A 24033-nucleotide genomic window follows, 5' to 3' on the forward strand; every position below is an offset into this window, starting at 1 on the left:
TTATCTATTCTTCAATATCTTTTCACTGTTAACTTCACCATTAATAATAACAGATAATAAATAATCTGCTGATGGTAAAGAGGTTAAATCAAATGTTTCCTGATACATACCGGCATCACATTCCGACAAGGTTTTCTGAAACAAACAAATGCCCGATAAGGAACAAAGTAACAAATCCACACTGCCTGGACCATCAAGAAGAATATCTATCTTTAGCAGTCCTCCATCTGGAGAGAAATAACTGTTATATGCGTAATTTCCCGATTTTTTTCCAAAGCTTTTTTTCTTTGTATAAAGTTCCTCTTCGTCTCTTTCTGCTTGCGTGGCAAGTGTCTCACGAATGGCCATGTTTACCCGATCCTCCGACAAATATTTCTGTTCCTCCACAGGATAATAATAAGAACGTTGAAAATGCCGGACAGGAATACCGGAAGCACAAACAAAAGTCTGTACAGTTTCAAAAACCGGATATCTGTAACCGGGAGCATACCACCGATAAGCATCTACCCGCCAGGTAATACTATCATGAGTAAGATGATAAATAAGTGAATCTTTCGAATAGGAAGACGTTTCTCCAAAACTCAATATAGCCGGAGAAGAAGCTATGCGCTGTCCTGTCCGGACAGATTCATGGACACGCAAGACATCAGACAATACTTCACCGTCAGGCAAAAACAGTATCCCTTCCGCATCCGCTTTACGGACTGTTTCACCATAGACAGCCAAATTCAATGTATGACTATATTTTCCTTCTCCGTAATAAAAAGAACAAATAGAATCCGAATAAGTCAAAGGATAATGCATAATTAATTCGGGAAGCAAATGACGCACCTGTAATAATTGATTGAAATAACCGACACATAGCAATGAATCGCCGGAAAAACGATACTGATAAGTAGCATTCATTCCAGAACAGGTAAACAAACTGTCCATTCGGTCATAAGATTCCCGATATTCATTTTCCAACGGAGTTAACTCACTGAAATCCCAAACAACATTTTTTCCGCTTCGCCCCGGAGACTTATACTGTACCTCCTGTTTAAGAATGACATCGCCCTCCCTAAACATATGAGTATCTTGCTGTAAAACGGTTTGTGCCTGCGCAGCTGCCATTCCTCCGGAAAAGAGTAATGGCAATAGCTGACTTTTCACTTTAAAATCCATGACATGGCATTTAAGGTTAAAACTGTCACCCATCTGTAAAGATAAAAAGCCGGGTAACTTTTATATATAATACAGCCGAGAAAAGAATTATACTAAACAAAACTACTTTAGAATACAAAATCTTTAATTTTTATATTCACATTTATATTCCTCCTTAACTGCCAAGTCAAAAATTGTGCTTTCCTAATTATGGATAACCTACCTATCCGCATTGATAAAGCACACATATATATAAAAGTTGTTTCTTCCTAAAATTAATCTATCTTTATAGGAAGTAAATTCTTTCTCAGTCAAAGAAAAACTATAATTGAAACTTTTGATTATAAAAGAAAAAGAAGAAGAAGTTTTCTACCTACAGAAAGGTAGTTTATATCGAATCAAAAGGCAACTTTTTATTCATATTACAAAAGTATATATTCCTATACCACAGAAGTATACATTCTTATATAGAAAGAGTGTACACTTTTGTATAGTAATAGTGTACACTCTTATTTGCCTCATCATAAGGCTTATAAACATCTGATTATCAAAGGAGAAACAATATTCATTCAAGTACGTTCCACCTGCTGTATCTCAGACAGTTCAAAACATAATTTTAACGGAACGGTCACCTGCTTTCAATACAAATACTCCTTTCAATGAGGGAAGTATCAAAGTTACCTTATCGCTCGTGCTCGTCATGCTTCTCACTACACAACCGTCTACACTTGCTAAAATAACAGGAACACCGGCAGAAACACCCAGAACAGACAGTTCATTTCCATTAATCAGAACTTGAAGCCGATTATCGACCGTCTCATTCCGGACTCCCGTACCTTTTGATGCAGTGGCCGGTTCACTCAAGCTACCGTATTCATTGGCAGCTTTCACTTGATAAGCGGAAGCATCTTTGCCGGATGCAGGAACATTAAAGAAGGTATCCTTAGTCATTCCTATCATTTCATCATCGCAGAACACCAGATAGCAAATAGCATATCGGGATGCCTTCCAAGAAAGCTGCTCACCATCTAAAACAAGATCATCCGGTTTATCCACTTTCTCCATAAACATTCTCGGGTTCCAGTTGTCATTCTCACAAATCACATTTTCGTAGGTGTATTTCACTACCTCTTCGGCTGTCAGCACGGCCTTGCAACTACCGGTCTGTCCGTCTCCATGTGTATAAGTAGTCTTACGATTATTCAAATCAATCGGATTACCGTCTTTGTCCATACTATTGTATTCGGCAAACAGAGCAGGAACTGCTCCCATATCAGTCCATCCTTCGGGAGCAATCGGAATATTCATGGTCGTATTCAGATATACGGTAATAGGAGAATTGTGCCAGGGACGACCTAACTTTTGCTTACCATCAGCAGCCGAAGCATTACCATCTACCGTACAATGATCGAAAATATACCCCCATCGTGTACCCGCTCCATGGCTGGGAGCTACAATAACAGCACCACTACGCAAATTATAGAAGGTTGTCTTCTCGACATAGGCATTACCGCCACCATAGAAATAGTCGACAGCACCCTCCAGCCAACAATCGGTGACATACGTACGGTGATTATTGTCATTTGCAGAAGAGGTCATCCAAGTATCCTGATAAGAGCGGAATTTACAGTTAAAGAAAGCCGAACGGTCATTCTGCGTACTCATTGCAAGTGCTTGCGGGCCGGCCTGGCTATCAATACCCCAGTCGTTCACATAAGAAATATTCTCCGAGTAGAAATCCGTTGAATTTATTTTCACGACTGTACCTTCAAACTGATAAACTTCGGATGCCGGATTATGAACGGAATATTTCCAGAACTCATCATTGTCACCCTCTGCAGGCTTACCACCTACATTCAGTTTATGATGAATAATTGTCTTCTCTTTATCTTGCCCGATTAAATGAATGAATGATTTTTCTTTCGGCACAATCACCTGTTCTCTATAAGAACCGTTTTTCACAAAGATGAGCCATGGCATCGAACGTCCGGCCGGTGCTGCATCGATGGCAGCCTGTACGGTTGTATAATCTCCTGTTCCATCTGCAGCAACAATGGCGTCGAACACACGTGCAATAGGATCGGGACGCGGCACCGTAGAGAAATGAAGTGTCACTCCGGGGAAAGAATTACCTACAAGATTGGTAACGGCTCCTTCCGGTAATACAAATTCATACTGAGTACCATAAGACAGATTCTTATAAGTATAAGAAGCGGTCTTACTACCGAAAACCGGAGTTATCGTCTCTCCATTGAATACAACCGGAACAGTACCGGCTTTCACTTTTTTATCAAATGTAAAAGTGATAGTTCCGTTGGCAGAGGCAGTAGACGAACCTTCGACCGGGGTAGTACTCAATAATACAGGAGGTTCCGGATCAGCGTCATTCGGATCAGCATATACAAAGAGATTGGCCAGATAAAAACCCTCGGTAGCATTATCGGCAGGCTGCCCCAACAATTCACTGCTCAAATCGGGTATCCAACGAATATAGATTGTAGATTTCTCTTCCTCTGTCAACGTTACAGGCAACACGGCATCACAAGCAATCCATTCCGTACTGATTTTTCCGGTCATGTCAATCGTTACAAGATCAAAGAACGTCGTACCATCCGTAGAATACTGCATCTTTTGTAATTTGTGTACGCATTCATTATCTGCAGCGATCATAGACTTCACATGGATATTATTATATTCACGGGCCGAGAATTTAGCCTGGAAATAACGGGGAGCTGTCTTGATATCGGCTGCAGCTGTATAGCGGCGGGCACAATCATAAGTTACACCACCGAAAGTACGGTTACTACCTCCCCAATTGGTAGAGCTTCCGTCGTAATTGTATAAACTCAGGTTTCCGGTATTATCCGTCTGATAGTAATAGTCTCCCGGACGATTGCCACGAGGTTCGGATACGGCGAAATCCCATCCGACAATAAACGGAATCACATCGAAAGCAGCAGTCAATTCCCGATCGGCATCCATAATCACCTGGCGCGATACCTCGCTGGACTGATCCTCCCAATACATAAAAGAAGTAACCGGATTATTCACTATAGTAACTGTTACAATAGTTCCTTTCTCATAACGGTTTCCTTCTGCCTCCGGACTCAATGTCACTTTTCCCCATTTTGCACCATCTCCGGTTAAGTTAACGGTCAAAGTCTGCATATCCATGGCATCAAATACAGCTACCACCTTCATATCTTTATCTATTTGGAGGGTCGCCGGATTTTCCGTCGAAAGAGTTTTACCCGATCCATCCTGCCAAAGTTTGAAACGGAAACCATAATTGGCCGTAGCGGTGAATGTTGCATTGTCTCCTTTTTCGACAGCAATACTAACCGGTGAAACACTACCGGCCTCTTTGGGTAAAGCAGCAGTCTCTACATGTACAGCATCTCCCAATGACTTTATCCAGCGAGGATCACCTACACACTGGCCATCCACACCGGCAGTAGCCAGTGGAGAACCGGACAGGATCGTAAAATCACCGTTGTCCGGATCAGGGAAACTTAAAGCAGACAGCCCCAGACCTTCCAAGGTAAGATCATTCACCTGTTGCGAGACGGCATTACTAACTTTATAACCTCCATAATTGACTATCAGGTTATTTTCCCCTATCACATTACCCCCGGTAGCTTCCAGTAAACTCGGAGTTTGTCCTGCTACACCCGGTTCGGCTATGATATTGTTACGAAAAACATAATTGGAATTAACACTGTAATTTTTGGACGTTTTACAAAGTGCACGATCGGAACTCTTTGCCCATTTATATACCGTATTGTTTTCGAACAAAAACTCCATTACATTATCCGTATCCGAAGCATTGGCTAAGAAAAAACTCTCCCCACCCGGATAATTATACAAGGTAGAGTTACGTACGGATACTTTACGGACAATGTGCTTTGGATATAGGAAGTTCCAACCTTTATCACCACAATTGCGGATGATACAGTTGGCAAACTCTATCTCACCAATGCTATATCCATTATTATTAGTGCGAATAAAACAACGGTTCACAGATTCAATCGTACAATTAAGAACCCGGATGGCAGCAATATCGCCTACCTTATCTACGCTGATAAAATAATCACCGGACGGAACGATTTTCAAACCGTCAAAAATCAATCCGCCATTCATAATTGCCTCATCATTACCGGATACACCGAACCGGATCTCCGGAAGCTCTGTTGCAGAAGCAGACTTCAAAGTAATTGTTTTTCCGGAAGGAAAGGTCACGGATGAAGCATATATACCCGGTTCGAGCAATAAAACATCTCCATCACCTGCATTGGTATACGCATCATTAAAAGTTATCGGATCCACAGATATCTCTGTCGCTCCCAAATAAGAAAACAGAAATAGAAAACAAAGAAGAAAATGTGTTCTCATGATTCAATTTTTTAGTTTAACAATATAGATATAGAAACCTACCAGATTGCAATATTAACGCAACCCTAATCGTTTAAAGGGGAATAATTAGCAGAATAGGAGGATTTTTAAAGTAAGTAGTTAAGGGAAATACATAAGATAAGCTATTTCTATTTAGCTGACTCATCACTTAATCACTTAACCACTTACTATTTACTATTTAAACACTTAATCACTCAGTTACTTACTACTTAACTACTTGACTACTTAACTACTTAACTACTATTACATAGCCTTATTCTGATTTTCCGTAATATCGCTGACAAGACTGTTCAGATAAACTTCCAAATTAGTATATCCATCTTCACTCAATGTAGTCGTAATACCATCGGAAGCATCATTCGGATTCAATCCGTTGGCAGTCTCCCATACATCGGGCATACCGTCTCCGTCCGTATCTTTCAAAGCATCAGCCGCTACACCGCCATCACTCAACTCGGGCCATGGACTTGCCTGCCCTGCGGGCATCACATCCGAAGGCAAATCAATTAATCCGGGAACATTAGCCGCACCTTCGGTAACACTACCTATATAAGTAGCCGTACCGTCTTTAGTCTCTTTAGCAATACGCTCGTCAATAATATCCCGTTGTTTTGAACATCCTGCATAAGCCACTACCAGATTGAAAGCCTGCTCTGCGGTATGAGTAGTAATGACATCGGTTTCCAAAGGAGCATCCAGACGAATCGTATCACGTGTAACAGTAGTAAACAAACCGTCACATTTACTATTGTCAATCTGTTCGTAGATACCTTTTGTCCAATTATCATTCGTTACTTCATCACTTCCTTCCACCACATTTCCATCTACGAAGAACTTTCCCCAGACATGCAGCATGGGAGCAAATGACGGGAAAGTCTCGATATATTCCGTAGTACGGATGCCAATGCCGGCAATACGATAGCGAACTGCTTTATTCTTAGGAGTGGCAGGTCCCGGTTTATAATAATTGTTGACGATATTCACTTTCATGCCTTCACCACCGTAACATCCGTTTCCGGCCCAATTATAGAATACATTGTTCCGTAAATCCATATGTTCGCGTTCCTGTGTAAACGGACGTGGGCCAAGGCGCGGGACACGACTTTCATGATGAGCCATCAAATTGTGATGATAAGAAGCGCCGGCACCTCCCCAGTTGCCACCATATCCATGTTTGCCTTTTCCATGTCCGGCAGTACGAAGGCTTTCGGAAATAATGCACCACTGGATCGTCAGATTCTCGCCACCATATACCGAACAACATTCATCCACCGACCAACTGATGGAACAATGGTCCACAATCACGTTTTTATTCTCCATTCCTCCCAATCCGTCAGGTTCTCCGCCGGATTCATTACCTACACGGAAACGAAGATAACGAAGAATGACGTTGTCCGCTTTAATCGTGACCGGATATTTGGCAATACAGATACCTTGTCCTGGCGCTGTCTGTCCTGCAATCGTCAAATCACCGTTGGAAATGGAAAGATCCCTATCCAGAAAGATGGTACCGGCCACATCAAAAACAATCGTACGTGCTCCGCTTTGCGAAACAGCATGCCGCAAAGTTCCGGATTGTGTTCCATCTGCAAGAGTAGTCACATGATATACTTTTCCACCACGGCCACCGGTGGTATTCCTTCCGAAACCTTCGGCACCGGGGAAAGCACAAAGCTCTCCCGATGGCTCGGGTTCTGGTTCCGGCTCTTCCACAGAAGTACCCGGTTTTACGGGACTGTCAAAAAATTGATTGGTCTCGGTGCATCCCCCACATACTAATGTGAGGAATGCTGCGCTAATACTAAATATCAATGTCTTATTCATTTTCGTTCGTTTAAACTGATTATTACTATTACCACCATCTCGGGTCACCGGCAGTTTCCTTACCGGGGAACTTAGCCGTCGACTTCAAATGGAAATCACCATTTGCAGGATCGACAAACAAATCTTCCGACGTTCCGCTATACGGAGTGATATCGGTAAATCCATAACGGTCTATAATGATATCCGAAGTCATATAAGAAGACGTGAAAAGGAAATAAGTGGAATAATTGCTATAGGTAGCATTAAACTTCTGCCCGTTGTTCGAACCGGCAAAGATCGTATTGGTAACAGATATTGCACCGGGTTGCTTGTCAATGCGATAATAGTTTTTAGTAGCAAACGTATTATTATAAACAATACACTGATCCATCACCACCTTTTCAATTCCATCGTTGAGCTGCATCAGACTTCCCATCTCGGTCAGAGTAGATTTTGTGACCGAAACCAAGCCCACGCGGGTCTGTGCCTTTCCAAAGACAATCATGCCATAACCATCGTGTGCAATATCGGTAATCATACAATCATCGAACAGAATCTCATCTATTTCGAGTTTATCGGTATTGAAACGCAATATACTACGATTATAATGAGCAATCGTACAACCCGTAAAACTGATAGACCGGAAACAGCTTGAATTACCGATACCGAACAAATAATTCTTTCCGTCGTTCAGACCGTCCAAATGAACGTTTTCAAAAGTGATGCCATTCATAACTTCTTTCAAGGAAATAGTCGGAATTTCCAATACCGGCAGTTCACCGGCATCAGAGGCAACCCCTACAAAGACCAGATTCTCAATGCCACCCGGTATGGTCACCGAACCGGAATTATACGTCACTCCACCTTCAAACACCAATGAAACATCCGTCACTTTACGGGCGGCACAGTCATCCAACAAATAGGTAATCGTATCTGCTTCGGTAACATGAATTACTTCACCGCTCTGCATACCCGATGTACGGAATTTAATTTCTCCCCGTTTCACTTCTCCGTCAAAAGCCTGAGCCATATAGCCCGTACCACCGACCAGACCGGATACCACTATACTACATGCATCTACCATCTCCTGTGTCAACGGAATCTCTCTCGGATTAGAAAGTCCATCGTTTTCATCTCTTTCCGAGATAACCAGATGAGTGAGCGATTTCACCGGTGTCCAGGTCAGAGTCACATTATCTATTTCCGGGGTAGCTTTCGTAAAGATCTGTTCTTCCGGAGTCTGAAAGAAGAAACTGACATATCCGGACTGACGTCCGCTGATACTGCTGATAGCTTTCATACGTACGGAATACTTTGTGACTCCTTTCAGATCTTCAAAAATCGTACGATATTCGGTTTTCATCTGAGTAGTCGATTCGGCAAACGGTGTCAGAGTATCCGCCTTGATAGTAACCGTCCGGGTTATGTTCTGAAACAACATACTGTCTTCACTGAACTCAAAAATGTAATCTGTGGCGTTCACCACTTTCGTGTAACCAATCTCGATGGAGGTAGGCATTACTTTTTTCTCTTCGAAAGTCAACGAACGGAACAAACCGTCCTGGCTCCCGTCCACCGGCCAATTGTTTACTTCATCTTCGCAGGCAGCTGCCAGAAGCAACATACAGGAAAGAAAAGCATATATAATTTTTGTCTTCATATCTTCTGTAGAATAGTAAGATTAATAACCATAAGAATTTGACAGATATCCTTTCGACTCATAGATATCTTCATAATAGATTGCATATACATGACGATAATTACAGGTCTTGTTTCCTACTTCATATTGCACAAAACGACTTGATATTTCAGAGCCATGCTGTAACTCGCCGAACAAAGAGGAATAATCATAATCAGCCATCAGACCGGTAGCCGCTAACAGTACCTTCACCGGGCCGTCCACATGTGGTGTCTTGTCTCCCTTTTCGGGTTTCTCAAAGTTCTTGGAACACCACTTTGCTTCCTGATATACAGTTTCATCCGGGTTAGCCGGCAATTCTTCATAGAAATTAATCGAGTTTATGTCGATAAATTCGTTGTCATCTTTAAACTTATAATAAACCATTGTAGGAATATCAGCAGGCTGATAAGTTTTGTCGAAAATGGTCACAGGCTTCGAGCCGTCCATCATGTAGCAAAGAGCGCGCTTCATATCTTCAATCTTCTTGTCGAGCAATCCCCAACGCACCAAGTCCTGTTTACGAATGGCTTCTCCACCGAATTCCCAGGCACGTTCATTAACAATCGCCTCAAAGAAATCGGGATCATACTCTTTAACCTTAGGAGAACCGGCACCAAAAGCTCTTTCGCGTACCTGCTCCAAAGCCTGACGGGCAGAGATCTTTGCTACCGTGCTTACTTCATCCGCACCTACCAATGCATTACGAGCCTCGGCAAACATCAGCAACACATCGGAATAACGCATCACAATCCAATTGATACCGGTAGAGATACGTGAATTTGCCGTTTTATGCATGGATTTATAAGTATCATTCGTCCAGAAGAAGTTCCATTTACCCAGCATTACTGTCAGAATATCATTTCCCATCTTCTCTTTATTCTCTGAGGTATAGCTGAACCACGTAGCACCATAATCACGGCGCAGGTCCTCTCTGTCGAACGAATAAAAATAGTAACCGGTAGTAGCTACATAAGAGCCACCGAACCCACGGCTTCCGTATTGGGTATTCGCCCCTAACGAATATCCCATCAAAGAACCGATATCCCCGTTCTGTCCTAAGCCAAAACCTACTTCAAACAGATTCTCATTAAACTTATTATAATCCAGATGGCAAACAGTTTTCCAGATATTGCCAAAGTCAGGATCCAAAGCATGAGGATTTTCCGGATCACCGATCATTTCGGCACATTGTTGTTCGGCGATCTCATAAAAGTCTCTCCAGTTCTTAGGACGGCCTACGTAATACCCATTTATCTCTTCTATATCCGGATGATGTTCCACATTGGCATCCGAGAACTGATTACCGTCACGAACAGACCAACCACCGGCAAAAAGAGCAATACGTGCCAATAAACCTTTGGCAAACCCTTTCGTTATCCGTTCACAATTGTATTCGGATTCTTCGCCCAGCCATGGCAAATACTCAATGGCTTCCTGCATATCTTTTACAATGGCCGCATAGGCGATGTCTTTGTCCGTCTTATTCATGTACACATTAGACAGGTCGGATTTGGACGGTTCGTCTTTGAAAGGGACATCTCCCCACCAACGCAACAATTCGAAATATCCCATAGAGCGTAATACTAATGCCTCCCCCAAATACCGTTTCATCACATCCGAGCTACCCAATAATGAAGATTTACGGATACCATCCACCGCGGTACTGGCCAGTTCGGTCAGTTTGAACAATTCCCCCCATTGAGTAGTTTTGTTATACCAGTTACACCAGAAGTTTCCGGCTCCGGAGTCACCGGTTTTATCAATATATCCGGTGTCGGAGAATCCACGATTGGTTTCGATGTCCGAAACTCCCTGCCAGTTTACCGACAGTTTCTGTCCATAAGCATACGTACCGCACAAAGAAGAGTATATACCCATCAAAGCCGCTTTCGCCATAGACTCCGTTTCAAAAACCACCTCACTGCTTTGCTTGGAAGGAGAATCCGTATCGAGAAAATCGCTGCACGAAGTAAAGGTCAATGCTCCGCACAATAATATAGATATAAGTTTTTTCATCGTTAATAGTTTTTAGAATGTTACATTTAAACCAAACACATAAGAACGGGCTTTCGGATAAGCAGAATTATCGATACCCGGACTCAGGTTACTTTTTGAAGTACTGACTTCGGGATCCTGTCCGCTATAAGCAGTCCAGCAGAACAGGTTGTTTCCGGTAGCATAGACACGCAGATTCTGTACACCGAACTTACGGGTAAATATCTTCGGCAATGTATAACCGATAGTCAGGTTACTGAAACGGAGGAAAGAACCATCTTCAACAGCCCAATCCGTCAGGATGGTTTGTCCCATAATAGGACTCCAGATTCTGGCATTACGGTTCAGTTCCATCAATAAATCGGGGTTAGCGTTGTCTCCATAAAAAATATTGTTTCCGGTGGCGGGATCAATCGTTGTAAAACGGTTCTCAAGACTCATAAGAGAGCTTACGTTCTGATAACGTTTGGAACCGGCATAAGTCGTAAAGTCTATCTTATTCGCATTTAGAATATCGTTACCATATGACCAATTGAACATAGCCGCCAGATCGAAATCCTTCCATTGCACATTCAATCCAAAACCACCGGTATGCTTCGGAAGTGCATTTCCGATAACTGTACGATCCACATCCGGGTCAATTTGCGTTCCTTCACCTCCGAGTTTTCTCAATTTGATGTGTCCGGGGCCAAAATAACTGCCACTGGTGGTAATGACACTCGAACAATCGGGCACTCCTTCATTAATCACCCATTTCTTGGTTTCCGGATTGTATGTGAAATCATCGAACGAATACATACCGTCTGTCACATAACCGTAAATCAGTCCTAATTCCTGTCCGACAAAAACACGATAATCGTCTTTTCCGATATCAGCACTACTACCCGAAGAGTGAATCATTACAGAATTGCCATCCAAAGCATCGACACGGTTTCTGTTGAAAGCAATATTGAAGTTGGCAGCTATATACAAATCCTTCGTATCGACAATAGTTCCGTTCAACGACAATTCGATACCCCGGTTCGTGGTCTGCCCTAAGTTCTGGTACTGATTATCGTATCCGGAATTGGAAGGAAGATTAATCTGAAGAATCAAGTCCTTCGTGATATCCTTATACATATCGACCGTCACATTCAACCGGTTATTAAACAAACCGATATCCAAACCGGCATTAGCCGAGTATTTAGTTTCCCATGTCAGATTTTCATTACGTAATGTCTTCGAGGGTTTCAATGCACTCTCCACTGATTCATTCGGATAATATAAGTTCTTGGAAGCACTTTCAAAGCTATAATCCTGACGCCAATAAGAACTTACGCGGGCATTACCTACGGTACCGTAGCTCAGACGCAGCTTCAAATTAGAGAGCCAATCCTGCGTGTTCTCCATAAACTTCTCCTGCGAAATTCGCCATGCAGCAGAACCACCGGGGAATACACCCCATTTTTTACCCGGAGCAAAGACGTTCGTTCCATCAGCACGCATATTGAACGTGAACAGGTAGCGGTCATCGAACGAATAGTTTACACGTCCCAGGAAAGAATTCGTACGGCTCGGCTCGCCAATTGTCGTATACGTAGGTTGTGCCGATCCATAATTCCACATCGCCAAGATGTTCTCTGCAGTAAAATCTATCGGATAGAATTTTGAGTACATCTTCGTTTCATTCTTCTGACGGTGGTTGTACTCCAAACCGACCATTGCATCGAATTTATTCTTACCAAAAGTAATCCCATAGTTCAGGCGGCTTTGCACAGCCCATCGGTTTCCTTTCCAGTTCTGACGTTGCGCCACCGGTTGTCCGGCATTGCTGGCAGCCTCACCGGTATTGTTCAGCCAGATATTATCGGTATCTTCAAATTCAAATCCATACATCCCTTCGGCACGTAAAGACAGTCCTTTGACAATATCCCACGTAAACCCTCCATTATAGATATTGGAGAATTTATTCTGTTGCTTATACTCGTTTACAATATTATAATAAGGATCATTCAGACTGCTGATGTTCTCCACTTCATAACCATTATTACCCAAATCATCTTCAGTCAAACCATCGAGCGTACTGATAGGAGGGTATTTCACCGTATCTCTCAACTTCTTTCCTCCCGATACACTCGGACCGTCGATTACGGTTTTACTCAGTTTCATGTTAAAATCGAACTTCAACGCCTTGTTTATGTTCTTCTTTATCTTCAGGTTCAAATTATCGCGTTTGAAGCGAGAAGTATTCATAATATAAGTTTCATCATCGTGCGTATAGCTCAAGCTATATTGCAAATCCTGCGTACCGCCGGAAATAGATAAGTTATATTTTTGCTGTACACCGGTGTTACCGAACATTTTTTCCTGCCAATCGGTCCCCTCGGACGCTTTATAAATTCCTATATCCTCCCACACCCCATAACGTCCAAAGAAAGCACCGCTCTTACTACTCGGATCGAGCTCGCGTTGGTAATATACATATTCATAAGGAGAAAGTACATCATACAGATTATATACATTGCTCAAACCGACTGAGGCTCCGAATTTAATTTCCGTTTTCCCCGCCTTTCCGCTTTTGGTAGTGACAAGAATAACACCGTTGGCACCCTTCGCACCATAGATGGCAGTAGAAGAAGCATCTTTCAATACATCGATCGATTCAATGTCACCGGGAGGTATATCATCGATATTGTCGACTTGGAAGCCATCCACGATAAACAACGGAGAGTTATCCTGCGTAATAGAGCCACCACCGCGTACACGGATATTAATGGTAGCATCCGGCGAACCTTCGGTAGTAACTACATTTACACCGGCAAGGCGTCCGGTAATCGCACTTGCGGCAGATGTAACGGGAATATCTTTCAGCGTTTTTGCACCTACCGAAGCAACGGAACCGGTCAGGTCTCCCCGTTTGCTCGTACCGTAACCGATCACTACGACTTCATCCAAAGCCTGGGCATCATCATGAAGCACTACCTTGATTACTTTTCCGGTAGCGGCATCTACCTCTTGAGTTGTCATACCGATATACGATATCACCAACTTCTTGTTTTTACCAGAAACATTCAGAGTGAAATTACCATCCAGATTTGTAATGGTGCCGTTCCCGCTTTTCCCTTTTTCTATTACGGAAGCACCGATAATCGGTTCACCTTCGGAGTCGGTCACAACTCCCTTCACCGTGATATTCTGCGCAAACAACCCCAGTGGAATTGTCAGAAGCATGAGTAATAACCACGCAATACGCCTGTTCTTCATTTTACAAGATTTTCGTTTCATGTTAACAATACTAAATTGATTATGTCGCAAAGGTCTGCAATTTACGAGAAGCGATGGAGGAATATTTAGTAGAAAGAGGGCATTTTTTTGACCTATAGGCATAAAAAAGAGGATATAACAAATGTTACACCCTCTCGTATTATACCGATCAATAATTCCTATATAATGGCAAACAGTCTAATCAAGGCTTTGTTTATGAGCAATTTATCCATATACATTTTGTCCCTGTTCAAAATTCTACCAGAATGCGGAATATTTTACCCGGTGCTTCTATCCACTCTTGCATGGCTTGCAAAGCAAGTTCGGGTTTCACTACTTTGGAGATCAATCGGTCGGTCGGGAAATTTCCTTTCTTCAACAAGTTGATTACTCCACGGAAGTCGGCCGGTAAAGCATTGCGCGATCCGCAAATATTCAATTCCTTCTGAACAAAATATTTGGTTTGAAACGCCACCTCGTTTTTAGCATAACCGATACAGACAACCCTTCCCGTAAAAGCAACTTCATCGACTGCCATCACATAGGTGACCGGACTACCTACCGCTTCGATTACCACATCCGGACCGAAACCTCCGGTCAGTTCCATCAAGCGGGCATGCACATCTTCTGTCTTCGAATTGATGCCGTGAGTCGCTCCAAGCCTGGCGGCCAAAGCCAGTTTCTCGTCATCTACATCCACAGCTATCACATCAGCGCCCCGCAAAGCCGCTCTTACCACAGCCCCCAAACCAATCATACCGCATCCGATCACCATTACCGTGTCGTTATCGGTTACCTGTGCACGCGATACCGCATGGAAACCGACACTCATCGGTTCGATCAACGCACAATCACGGGGTGAAAGGCCGATAGCAGGAATCACTTTAGTCCAAGGCACAGCAACATATTCGCACATCGTTCCGTCACGTTGTACACCAAAAGTTTCGTTATACCGGCAAGCATTCACCTTTCCATTCCGGCAAGATGCACATTTACCGCAATTGGTATAAGGATTTACCGTCACACTCATACCCGGCTCCAAACCGGCCGGGGCACTTTTGCCTACCGCTTCGATCACCGCCCCGACTTCGTGTCCGGGAATGATCGGTAACCGTACCATCGGGTTTTTCCCTAAAAAGGTATTGAGGTCGGAACCACAGAAACCGACATACTTTATTTTAAGAAGAACTTCATCCTCCCCCGGCACCGGTGTATTTATGTCCACCACTCCAAGTTCTCCGGGCGCACTGATTTGTATTGCTTTCATTCTATTTTTCTATTTTATGCTTACTATGTTAACTTATCCGAAGCTTCTCATTCCGACATGTTCTTTATATAAGGCAGTTTTTTCAGATTCTTGAAACCATAAAAAGCCTCAGCATTCCGCCCCAAGAAAAGAACTTTCTCCTCCTCTGTAAGCAAATCCGATTTCAAGATAAAATCGTATGACATGCGATACGTTATCGCAGTAATCGTACGGGGATAATCCGATCCCCACATCAACTTTTCCATCCCCACCAGACCGGCAGCTTCCTTTATGGCTCTCACGGCACCGGTGAACGGATAGAACTCATCATTGAACAGCCAAGTGATTCCTCCCGATTCAATCCGGACATTCGGGGCAGAAGCCAGCCGGATCTGCTCTTTCCAATCTTTACGGGTCACCATGCCAAAATGTCCGATCGCTATTTTCAGATCGGGACATTCGGCAATGACCTCCCGAAGTTCCTCCGTCTGTAAAGCTCCATCCGCCAGATCAATCGAAAGAAGGATGTTTTTCCTCTCCATCAGATGAAACATTTTCATCATCTCGTCCGTATTCAGATAAACACGCCCTTTCGGAGTCAATAAGCGTTGGGCAGGAATCTTAATTGCTCTAAAACCGGAATCGATCAGTTGCCGGGCTTCTTCATAGAAACCGGGACGACGGAACTCGCACATCCCGCAAACGAAAAAACGATCGGGATACAAAGCGGAAACTTCACGCAGATACTCATTTTGAAACCCGTCAATAAATTCCTGTGTCACTACGGCAGCCGATACCTGTGCATAATCCATATTCGACAAGAAGACTTCTGCCGTATTTTTCCCGTCGATCATGAAAGGAGGAAGCATCTGCCGCAATTCTCCCATAAACTCCGAACGGCCATTAGCCAATGCACGTATACGCATCCCGTCCACTACCGTGTCTTGTTTCAGCCACAAATGAGAGTGGGCATCTATAATTCTCAGATCATTCATATTGCAGGTTTATCTTATTCCTGTTTCAGTTTCCGATTACGAATTGGCCCAACTCACATAACGCTGATTGCCAATAATTTCCTGAACCTCCCTTACTAAATCCCAATCAATGGGCTCTTCGGCAAAAGCGATATTCTTTAAAACATTATCCGGGTTGGCCGAACTGAATAAAGTGGTCGCAATACGAGGATTACTAACAGCAAACTGTATAGCCAGTTTCTCAATGGGATACCCTTTGCTTTCACAATGCGCCACCGCTTTCTGACAAGCCTTGACCAGACGTTTTGGGGCCGGATGCCAATCCGGTACTCCCCGTTTGGAAAGCAACCCCATCGAAAGAGGGGAAGCATTAATGACACCAACCTGTTTAGACTCAAAATAATCCAGGAATTCGGTCAGCCTGTCATCGTTCAGACAATGATGGCAAAAACTGAGCACACTTTCTACCGTGCCCTCGGGCACACAATCAACCACCCACTTGAGATTCTCCAACTGTAAATCCGTAATACCGACATGACCGACAACACCTTTTTCACGAAGCCCCACCAAAGCCGGAAGAGTAATATTGACCACCTGTCTCATATCCGCAAACTCCACATCGTGCACATTTATCAAATCGATGTAATCGACATGAAGACGTTCCATACTTTCGTATACGCTCTCTATCGCACGTTTCGCCGAATAATCCCACAAATTCACTCCATCCTTCCCGTAACGTCCCACTTTAGTAGACAAGTAATATTTATCACGCGGAATATCTTTCAGCGCCTTTCCTAATACAATTTCCGCCTTATAATGTCCGTAATAGGGCGATACGTCAATAAAGTTCATCCCATTATCGACCGCCGTGTGTACAGCTTTTATCCCCTCTGCTTCACGGACATTGTGAAATACCCCGCCCAGGGATGAGGCTCCGAAGCTGAGGTTTGATACCTTCATTCCGGTTTTTCCGATTTCATATTGTTTCATCACTATTCAGTTTGTAAAATTTGGTTTCAACGGTAACTTACCCGTACTTCATCCTTCGTATCGATCCGAAGACGGTACTGATTACCGCCCAACTTCTCGACTTTTCCGATATTCGATTTAGGAGTCTTTCGCGATGTAAAGTATAAATATCCCTTCCCTTCTCCGGCTTTCACTTTGATGTGACTGGTATCCATATAGACCGAGATATCACCGTTCGGAGTAGGTACACTTCCTTCCATCCATTTCAGACCTCCCAAGTTGGGAGCGATACGAAACTCACGGTATCCTGCTTCCTCGGGAGTAACTCCTAAGTAATACTTTCCCAACAGATAAATGGGACTGGCTCCCCATGCATGACAAAGACTTTTTCCGTAAGGACGTCCATACATGGCAAGATGCTGTGTACCGGTCTCCTCCGGATTGTACTTCTCCCAAAAAGAGGTGGCTCCCTCGCGTAACATTCCACCCCAATAATCCTTGATCTCCTGCATTACAAGTTCCTGTTCGCCCAAAGCGCACAAGGCTTCCAACTCATAAAACCGCATGTAAGGGGTAGTTATCTTCAATATAGAGTCATTGAGCAATACATTCTGTTTAATGTCTTCCTGCTTCCCGGCATCCGAATACCCGAAAATAACAGAAAACATATTGGAATACCGGGTTACGGATTTGCTTTGAATGCCATCGATACGATTGTGTACCATTGCTTTCCGAGTGTCATCCCAAAAGAACGGTTCCAGTTTTGCACGGAGGGAAGTTGCCATGCCGGAATATCTGTCCCGGTCGTCCTGCTGATCGAGTAAACGTGCGCAAAGTGCCATCGTTTCCAGACTTTTGCATAAAAGTATCTGTTCAAACGAAAGTTCCCCCTTCTTATCCAAATACCCGTCTGCCCAGTCTACAAAAACCCAGTCGCCAGCCAATCCTTCCACCATACCATTCTCATTGGTACGTCCCAACACATACTCCATCATCGTCTGCATACGCGGATAGATTTGAGCCACAAAAGCTTTGTCTCCGGTATACATATAATAATGATAAATACTCAGAAACCAATAAAAAGTATAATCCATGATGGTATTGGAATGGCTGGTCACCGGATCTTTTCCGCGCAGTAACCAAATAGTACGTTTCACTGCATCGCTGTCGAAAAACAGGTAATAATTCATCAAATAGCTCTGAATCGCATCCCCGCTCCATACCCAGCGATCACGCTTAATGCCGTCGATAAAGAATTCACGGGTAGTGAGATGCATTGTGTACGCACCTACCTCCCAGATACGGTTGACTTCTTCATCGTTGCAACGGAAAGCCCCGCGATATTCAACGGGAAGATATTCGTATTCCATTCCCACATTATCGAATTGTACGTCCGGTTCTTTCTCTATATATACATAGCGGAACGCTTTGGAATTACCCAAACAGAAATCTCCTGCGGCGGAAATTTCGTTAGTAGCCAAATCAATTACTTTGCCTGCCCGGAGTTGGATTCTGTCAAGCGTTTCGCAATACGCCGTATCCAACGCCTCCTCTTTACTTTCACCATAATAAAGGCTTAAACTCCCATTTCCGGAAAGATTCTTAAATGTTATATAGCCAAAGGTTTCTTTCCCGAAATCGAGCAGTTCCCCTTTTGAACTCTTTTCACGGGAAACGGCCTGCAACGGTTCCCGACACAGCATAAACTGAGAAGGACGCTGATCGGCCCGGTCAAAGTTCCAGTATCCGGCATTCATGTAAACAGTGGCCGAAGTATCACTGGCTTTTCCACTCTCGTCAATCCACTCTTTATCCTCATAAGTAACTTTCCAGGAAGAATCGGAATGGATAGTCTTTCCTTCGACATAAATGGCGGGAGGAGTTGCCTGATTCCAGACTTTGATATTCAAATTGTGTTTTCCGGCCGGAAGTGTCAAAGTGGACGGCATACCGAACTGTAGTTTGCCATCCAGTTTCACATTGTATTTTCCTTCAGCCGTAATGAATATGTTTTCAGCACGTTCCAAATCCACCTGCTTGCTAAACTCGATCACCACATAATGACTGTCTGTCTTCCAGAAAGGCGGGAAAAAAGCTCCTCTCTCCGTCCGGCGGTTGTTCATCCGGTTACCCAGCCATATTTCATAATCGCCGGGGTACCATATCCAAGTCTGTGCCTGCAATACAGCAACATAGAACGCAATCCCCACAAAACTTATTATCTTTTTCATCGGTCGGCTTTTTTTATTAAGTATTTATATTTTTCAGTCAGGCCGGCATTTCTCCGGATGCTGTCAGACACCATCGGACCGTTATTCTCCCACACATTACCGGGACCGTTGGCGTTCTGCAGAAACTTTTCGCTCTCTGTCCAGTTGTCTTTTACTGTAATAAAAGAAGAACCTTCGTCTGTATACAGATAAAACCAATGATTCGGATCGTGTGCATAACCGGGTGAATAAATACTGTGAACACAGTTTTCCGTCAGGTAACTTTTGGGCTGTGCCCCCAACGTATAGATACCGGCAACATCATACATGTGTTTGGCATAATGATGAATCAAGTTGGCATGTACCCGATTGTTACGCATACAATTCACAGTTTGCGTCCATCCCCATCCCAGACTGATGCCCGAATAAGAAACTTCACAAATTTCATTGTGCTCGATATTAATATCGGCCACATAGCCGGCACAGATAGCCAGACATCCCCAATCTTCGTTAGTGACATCGGTAAAATAGTTGTTCATGACCTGCAAATGGGTACAAAGTTCACGACGGTCGGCAGGATCATAAGGATAGTGCGTCTCATGTCCGGCGGGAGAGAAGCTACCGGCTACTAATCCGTTTCCTGCAATATCGCGAAAAAGACATCCTTCTACTTTTCCGCCGTACGTTCCCATCTTATAATCCAAAGCTGTTGAGCCGAGATGTTCAAAAGAGCAATCCAAGAAATCGATGAAGTGCCCTGCATGGATCTGTACTGCGGCAGCAGGACGTCCCAACCACCCTTGATTATCCAATTTATGGTTCCGGTAATCGCGGATCATCTGAGGCCGGAGTTTATAAGCATCCGTCAGATACATGCCGGCCTGCAAAGGGACGTGTCCCTTAAGGGAAGGACGCATCCAGGTGGTATATCCGAAAGTAAGATTATCAAAGCGGATATTCTCCACCGGCCGGTCGAGTGTACCTTCTACCCGGACCAGAGTCTCCAATGCAGGAACAATTACTTCCGCCCGGCTCATATCTTCACCGGAACGTGGATAATAATATACCTTACGGGAATAAATATCATGAAACCATTCTCCCTGTTCGTCTAAAAGTTCTTTTGCATTGGTCAGATAAAATGCCGAGTTGTGTCCGTCCGTAGTGACCATAGGACGCGGCCACGGGTGAGCAAACTGGATACGGCTCTCCGGTTGGTGAAAACGAACCGCAGCCGAATCTCCGTGTACTTCAATCGACTTTATACGCAGATAGGCTACACACCACATCTCATGCAATACCATCTCCGGACGGGGAGCCTTCAGTATCTTTTTCACCGCAGCCGTAGGAACCCAAAGAATTTCATTGACAGGATCATTACTTAAGATACGATACATCTTTTCAAAATCAGAAACATCACGTGCCCGGATTGCTTTCTTACCGTTTACCCAAAGCTGCCGAAAATCCAAAGGATACCCATTAAACTCAGGAACATCGGCTACCCATAGTTTACCTTGCTTTTTCCAACGGGTGATAGACATGCCACCATGTAACACGGAAGCCTCCTCTCCCATTCCTCGAATAATAGTAGGCGAATCGGCCGTACCGCTGTCTTCCGGACGAAGAAAAATCGGCTCTGACAAAGGATATGCTCCATTTTCCAGACAGATATGGATACCATCGGCTATAGCCGGATCGGACAAGCGGCGCCATTCACGCGCCTGTTTCAGTGCTTGAGTCAGGGTCAATACCGGAGCTTGCCGAGTTCCCGTATTAAGATCGTTTCCATGAGGAGACACCCATATCTCTCCGGCAAATGCGGAGGATAAGGAAGAAAAAAGCCCCAAAAGAATTCCAATGCAAATAGACAATTGATATTTCATATTTTTAGAGTTCATTGTTATAAAAAGAAGACGAAAAAAGACCGATTTTGTAATCACTTTTACGAAACGATTCGATAAGTTAGCCAATGAACCAAACCCGATACAATGCATACAGCAGGTAAACACCGTGTTTACGACAAGTATGAACCGTGCTTACGACAAGTATGCACCGTCCCTACAGCAAGTATGCACCGTCCTTGCAACAGGTATGCACCGTGCTTACGGCAACGCTATGCCGTACTTGCAATAGTTTTGCAGTATAATATGTGGTAATTTCATAGTATATACAGCCGGAATACCAAGTACTCCGGCTTAAATATCATCCATATAGAAGGAGGGGTTTATCGTTCTAAAAGCATCCAGACAGTCATTTCACTTTCTCCCCGATTGCCCCAGGCATAATAGGGAATCAAGCGGATAGGAATCCGATCACCGTTCTCCGCCACCTTGCGATATAGTTTACCTTCCCATGAATCACTGTCTACAGAATGAGCGATACCGTCGAGCACAGTAACCCGGCTTCCCGCAATTTCCGTTTTGACAGGAGAAAACTTTATATCGGCAGGAATCAGAATATCATCGATCCTTTTTCCGGCTTCGACATCCATACTTTCAAGACAATATACCACAGGGCCACGTTTGACAGCCACTTGATTGCGCGTTTCCTCCACCAATGGATGCGATTCCAATAAAACCGGTTCCATACCCATCACAAACGCTACCCGGTCTCCCTTCTTCCAAATACGTTTTATTTCGGCATACGTACCGGCTTTCAAATCGGTTGTAACAGGAACATCATTCACTGCTAACGTAGCTTTCGTACACCATTCCGGCACACGTAAAAAGAGAGACAACGATTTCTTCTCCGGCACCTCTTTCAGCGTAATACTAACTGCACCATCCCAAGGATAATCTGTCTCTTGTAATAATTGAATATGATTTCCCACCCATTCGGTATCGAGTTCGCTGCCACCATACAGATTGCACCAAACGCCCTCATCGCTCAGCGTATAAACATAATTCTGAACTTCACACAAGGTACGGAGCGTATTGGGAGGACAGCAAAAACAACTGATATATTCCGTCCGTTGCTTCGGCCAGCGAAGAGTATAAGGCAGATCGGCACTGATCCGTAACGGATTGGTATAGAAATAACGTTTTCCATCCAAGCTGATACCACTCAATATGCTGTTGTAAAGGCAGTTTTCTACAATATCAACATATCGGGCATTACCACTGGTCTGAAACATACGCCAATTGAAAAGCAGATTACCTATATTTGCACAAGTTTCATTGTGTGCCGTACTATTGGGCAGTTGGTAGGGACGGCCATAGCTTTGATGTACTTTCTGTATGCTATCCGGCTCATAACAAGTGCCATCCGGTGAGGTCCCGTCATAAAGGGCCCCACATGCACCGGTGATATACATTTTACGGGAAGTAATATCCTTCCAGATACTTTCGAGATTCTCCATCAAGAGCTTCTCGCCTGTCTCCGCATATACATCGGCAACACCCGCATACAGATAATTGGCACGGACGGCATGCCCCATTGCCTGCTTCTGGGCACGAAAAGGAATACGGTCCTGATTGTCATCCGTCCCGTTTTCAACCATGCCGCGAATATTTATCAAATTCCGGGAAAGCTCCAGATACCGGGGATTTTTCGTTGCACGATACATTTCCACTACACCCATATAATGAGAAGGGCAAATAGCATTACGTGCCAATTCAGCCGAAGCCGTTTCATAAAAATGGCAAAGGAAATCGGTCGCTTTAACGGCAGCATCAAACAATGTACGTTTTCCGGTAGCACGGTAGTGAACGATTCCCGCCATCATCAGATGTCCCAAATTATATGTCTCGAAATTCAGACGGTTGGCAAAAGCCCCTTTCTCATCTTCATCTCCTACTTTCGTACCGATCACCGCCTGCCGATGCGCCTCCGAATGCGAATCGATTCCCTTATTCCGTTCTTCGATAATCACCGGAGTATGGATATACCCATCAGCACGTTGTGCTTTCACAATGGTTCCGATCACATGATCCATCAGCTTGTCCAATTCCGGATCTTTATTGACGGCATATATGGCAGCTACCCCTTCCAGCCATTTATACAAATCGCCATCGTGAAAAGGTGGTCCCCAATGCTCACCTTCGCATGTTCCGGCAGCTATCTCAAAATTACGAAAGCCATGACTTACATCCGGATTATTCCATGTATTCCACATACTTTGCAGACTCGTATGGCTAAACACCCCGAAACGTTCTTTCCAAAAACCGTCTGTCCATTTCGTCGCATCGAGAGGGACATTGGTAATACTTGCATATTTACTTTCGCTCATGTCTATCAAACCGGAGCTTTGAGCGAAAGCACCGGTTGTCAGTACGCAAGCACAAAGCAATGTTCCCCTTAAAATCTTCGTATTCATATCTATAAAGTTTAGAAGCCTCTCCCCAACCCTCTCCGTGGGAG

At 43.9% G+C, this 24033-nt stretch carries 12 protein-coding genes; all 12 read right to left on the bottom strand.

The annotated features are described in order from the left end of the window. Complete coding sequence (locus HMPREF1532_RS04590; RefSeq protein ID WP_005925488.1) at positions 1-1164, bottom strand: hypothetical protein; 1164 nt, start codon at positions 1162-1164, stop codon at positions 1-3. Between the two features lie 582 nt (positions 1165-1746). Beyond that, entirely contained in the window at positions 1747-5535 is a 3789-nt protein-coding gene (locus HMPREF1532_RS04595) for a pectinesterase family protein (protein WP_005925491.1), read from the bottom strand. Between the two features lie 264 nt (positions 5536-5799). Continuing rightward, complete coding sequence (locus tag HMPREF1532_RS04600) at positions 5800-7380, bottom strand: hypothetical protein (RefSeq protein ID WP_005925493.1); 1581 nt, start codon at positions 7378-7380, stop codon at positions 5800-5802. Positions 7381-7408: 28 nt separating this feature from the next. Then, positions 7409-9019, bottom strand: a complete 1611-nt coding sequence (locus HMPREF1532_RS04605; RefSeq protein WP_005925496.1) for a DUF5123 domain-containing protein — start codon at positions 9017-9019, stop codon at positions 7409-7411. Positions 9020-9040: 21 nt separating this feature from the next. Further along, a complete protein-coding gene (locus tag HMPREF1532_RS04610) occupies positions 9041-11056 on the bottom strand; it encodes a RagB/SusD family nutrient uptake outer membrane protein (RefSeq protein ID WP_005925499.1) in 2016 nt (671 codons plus the stop codon). 12 nt (positions 11057-11068) lie between these two features. Next, entirely contained in the window at positions 11069-14278 is a 3210-nt protein-coding gene (locus HMPREF1532_RS04615) for a SusC/RagA family TonB-linked outer membrane protein (protein ID WP_005925502.1), read from the bottom strand. Between the two features lie 250 nt (positions 14279-14528). Further along, entirely contained in the window at positions 14529-15545 is a 1017-nt protein-coding gene (locus tag HMPREF1532_RS04620) for a zinc-binding alcohol dehydrogenase family protein (protein ID WP_005925504.1), read from the bottom strand. Between the two features lie 47 nt (positions 15546-15592). Next, positions 15593-16519 carry an amidohydrolase family protein gene (locus HMPREF1532_RS04625; protein ID WP_005925506.1) on the bottom strand — a complete coding sequence of 309 codons (927 nt, stop codon included), beginning with the start codon at positions 16517-16519 and terminating at the stop codon, positions 15593-15595. Between the two features lie 36 nt (positions 16520-16555). Next, positions 16556-17488, bottom strand: coding sequence for an aldo/keto reductase (locus HMPREF1532_RS04630; RefSeq protein WP_044097418.1), 933 nt, complete (start codon positions 17486-17488; stop codon positions 16556-16558). 26 nt (positions 17489-17514) lie between these two features. Beyond that, complete coding sequence (locus tag HMPREF1532_RS04635) at positions 17515-19698, bottom strand: alpha-L-rhamnosidase-related protein (RefSeq protein ID WP_005925512.1); 2184 nt, start codon at positions 19696-19698, stop codon at positions 17515-17517. Next, the gene (locus tag HMPREF1532_RS04640) at positions 19695-21557 is read right to left on the bottom strand and encodes a right-handed parallel beta-helix repeat-containing protein (RefSeq protein WP_005925515.1); all 1863 of its coding nucleotides are present in this window, start codon (positions 21555-21557) and stop codon (positions 19695-19697) included. Before HMPREF1532_RS04640 ends, HMPREF1532_RS04635 begins: the two co-directional genes overlap by 4 nt. Before the next feature lie 341 nt (positions 21558-21898). After that, a complete protein-coding gene (locus HMPREF1532_RS04645; RefSeq protein WP_005925518.1) occupies positions 21899-23989 on the bottom strand; it encodes an aceric acid hydrolase in 2091 nt (696 codons plus the stop codon). Positions 23990-24033: the final 44 nt, after the last annotated feature.

The organism is Bacteroides salyersiae WAL 10018 = DSM 18765 = JCM 12988 (genome assembly GCF_000381365.1).
GTDB classification, from domain to species: Bacteria; Bacteroidota; Bacteroidia; order Bacteroidales; family Bacteroidaceae; genus Bacteroides; species Bacteroides salyersiae.

What these genes read in the sequence shown, in the direction of transcription:
- HMPREF1532_RS04605 (WP_005925496.1), bottom strand. Translation starts at nt 9,019, where the DNA reads ATGAAGACAAAAATTATATATGCTTTTCTTTCCTGTATGTTGCTTCTG.
- HMPREF1532_RS04630 (WP_044097418.1), bottom strand. Translation starts at nt 17,488, where the DNA reads ATGAAACAATATGAAATCGGAAAAACCGGAATGAAGGTATCAAACCTC.
- HMPREF1532_RS04635 (WP_005925512.1), bottom strand. Translation starts at nt 19,698, where the DNA reads ATGAAAAAGATAATAAGTTTTGTGGGGATTGCGTTCTATGTTGCTGTA.
- HMPREF1532_RS04640 (WP_005925515.1), bottom strand. Translation starts at nt 21,557, where the DNA reads ATGAAATATCAATTGTCTATTTGCATTGGAATTCTTTTGGGGCTTTTT.
- HMPREF1532_RS04600 (WP_005925493.1), bottom strand. Translation starts at nt 7,380, where the DNA reads ATGAATAAGACATTGATATTTAGTATTAGCGCAGCATTCCTCACATTA.
- HMPREF1532_RS04625 (WP_005925506.1), bottom strand. Translation starts at nt 16,519, where the DNA reads ATGAATGATCTGAGAATTATAGATGCCCACTCTCATTTGTGGCTGAAA.
- HMPREF1532_RS04620 (WP_005925504.1), bottom strand. Translation starts at nt 15,545, where the DNA reads ATGAAAGCAATACAAATCAGTGCGCCCGGAGAACTTGGAGTGGTGGAC.
- HMPREF1532_RS04590 (WP_005925488.1), bottom strand. Translation starts at nt 1,164, where the DNA reads ATGGATTTTAAAGTGAAAAGTCAGCTATTGCCATTACTCTTTTCCGGA.
- HMPREF1532_RS04595 (WP_005925491.1), bottom strand. Translation starts at nt 5,535, where the DNA reads ATGAGAACACATTTTCTTCTTTGTTTTCTATTTCTGTTTTCTTATTTG.
- HMPREF1532_RS04610 (WP_005925499.1), bottom strand. Translation starts at nt 11,056, where the DNA reads ATGAAAAAACTTATATCTATATTATTGTGCGGAGCATTGACCTTTACT.
- HMPREF1532_RS04645 (WP_005925518.1), bottom strand. Translation starts at nt 23,989, where the DNA reads ATGAATACGAAGATTTTAAGGGGAACATTGCTTTGTGCTTGCGTACTG.
- HMPREF1532_RS04615 (WP_005925502.1), bottom strand. Translation starts at nt 14,278, where the DNA reads ATGAAGAACAGGCGTATTGCGTGGTTATTACTCATGCTTCTGACAATT.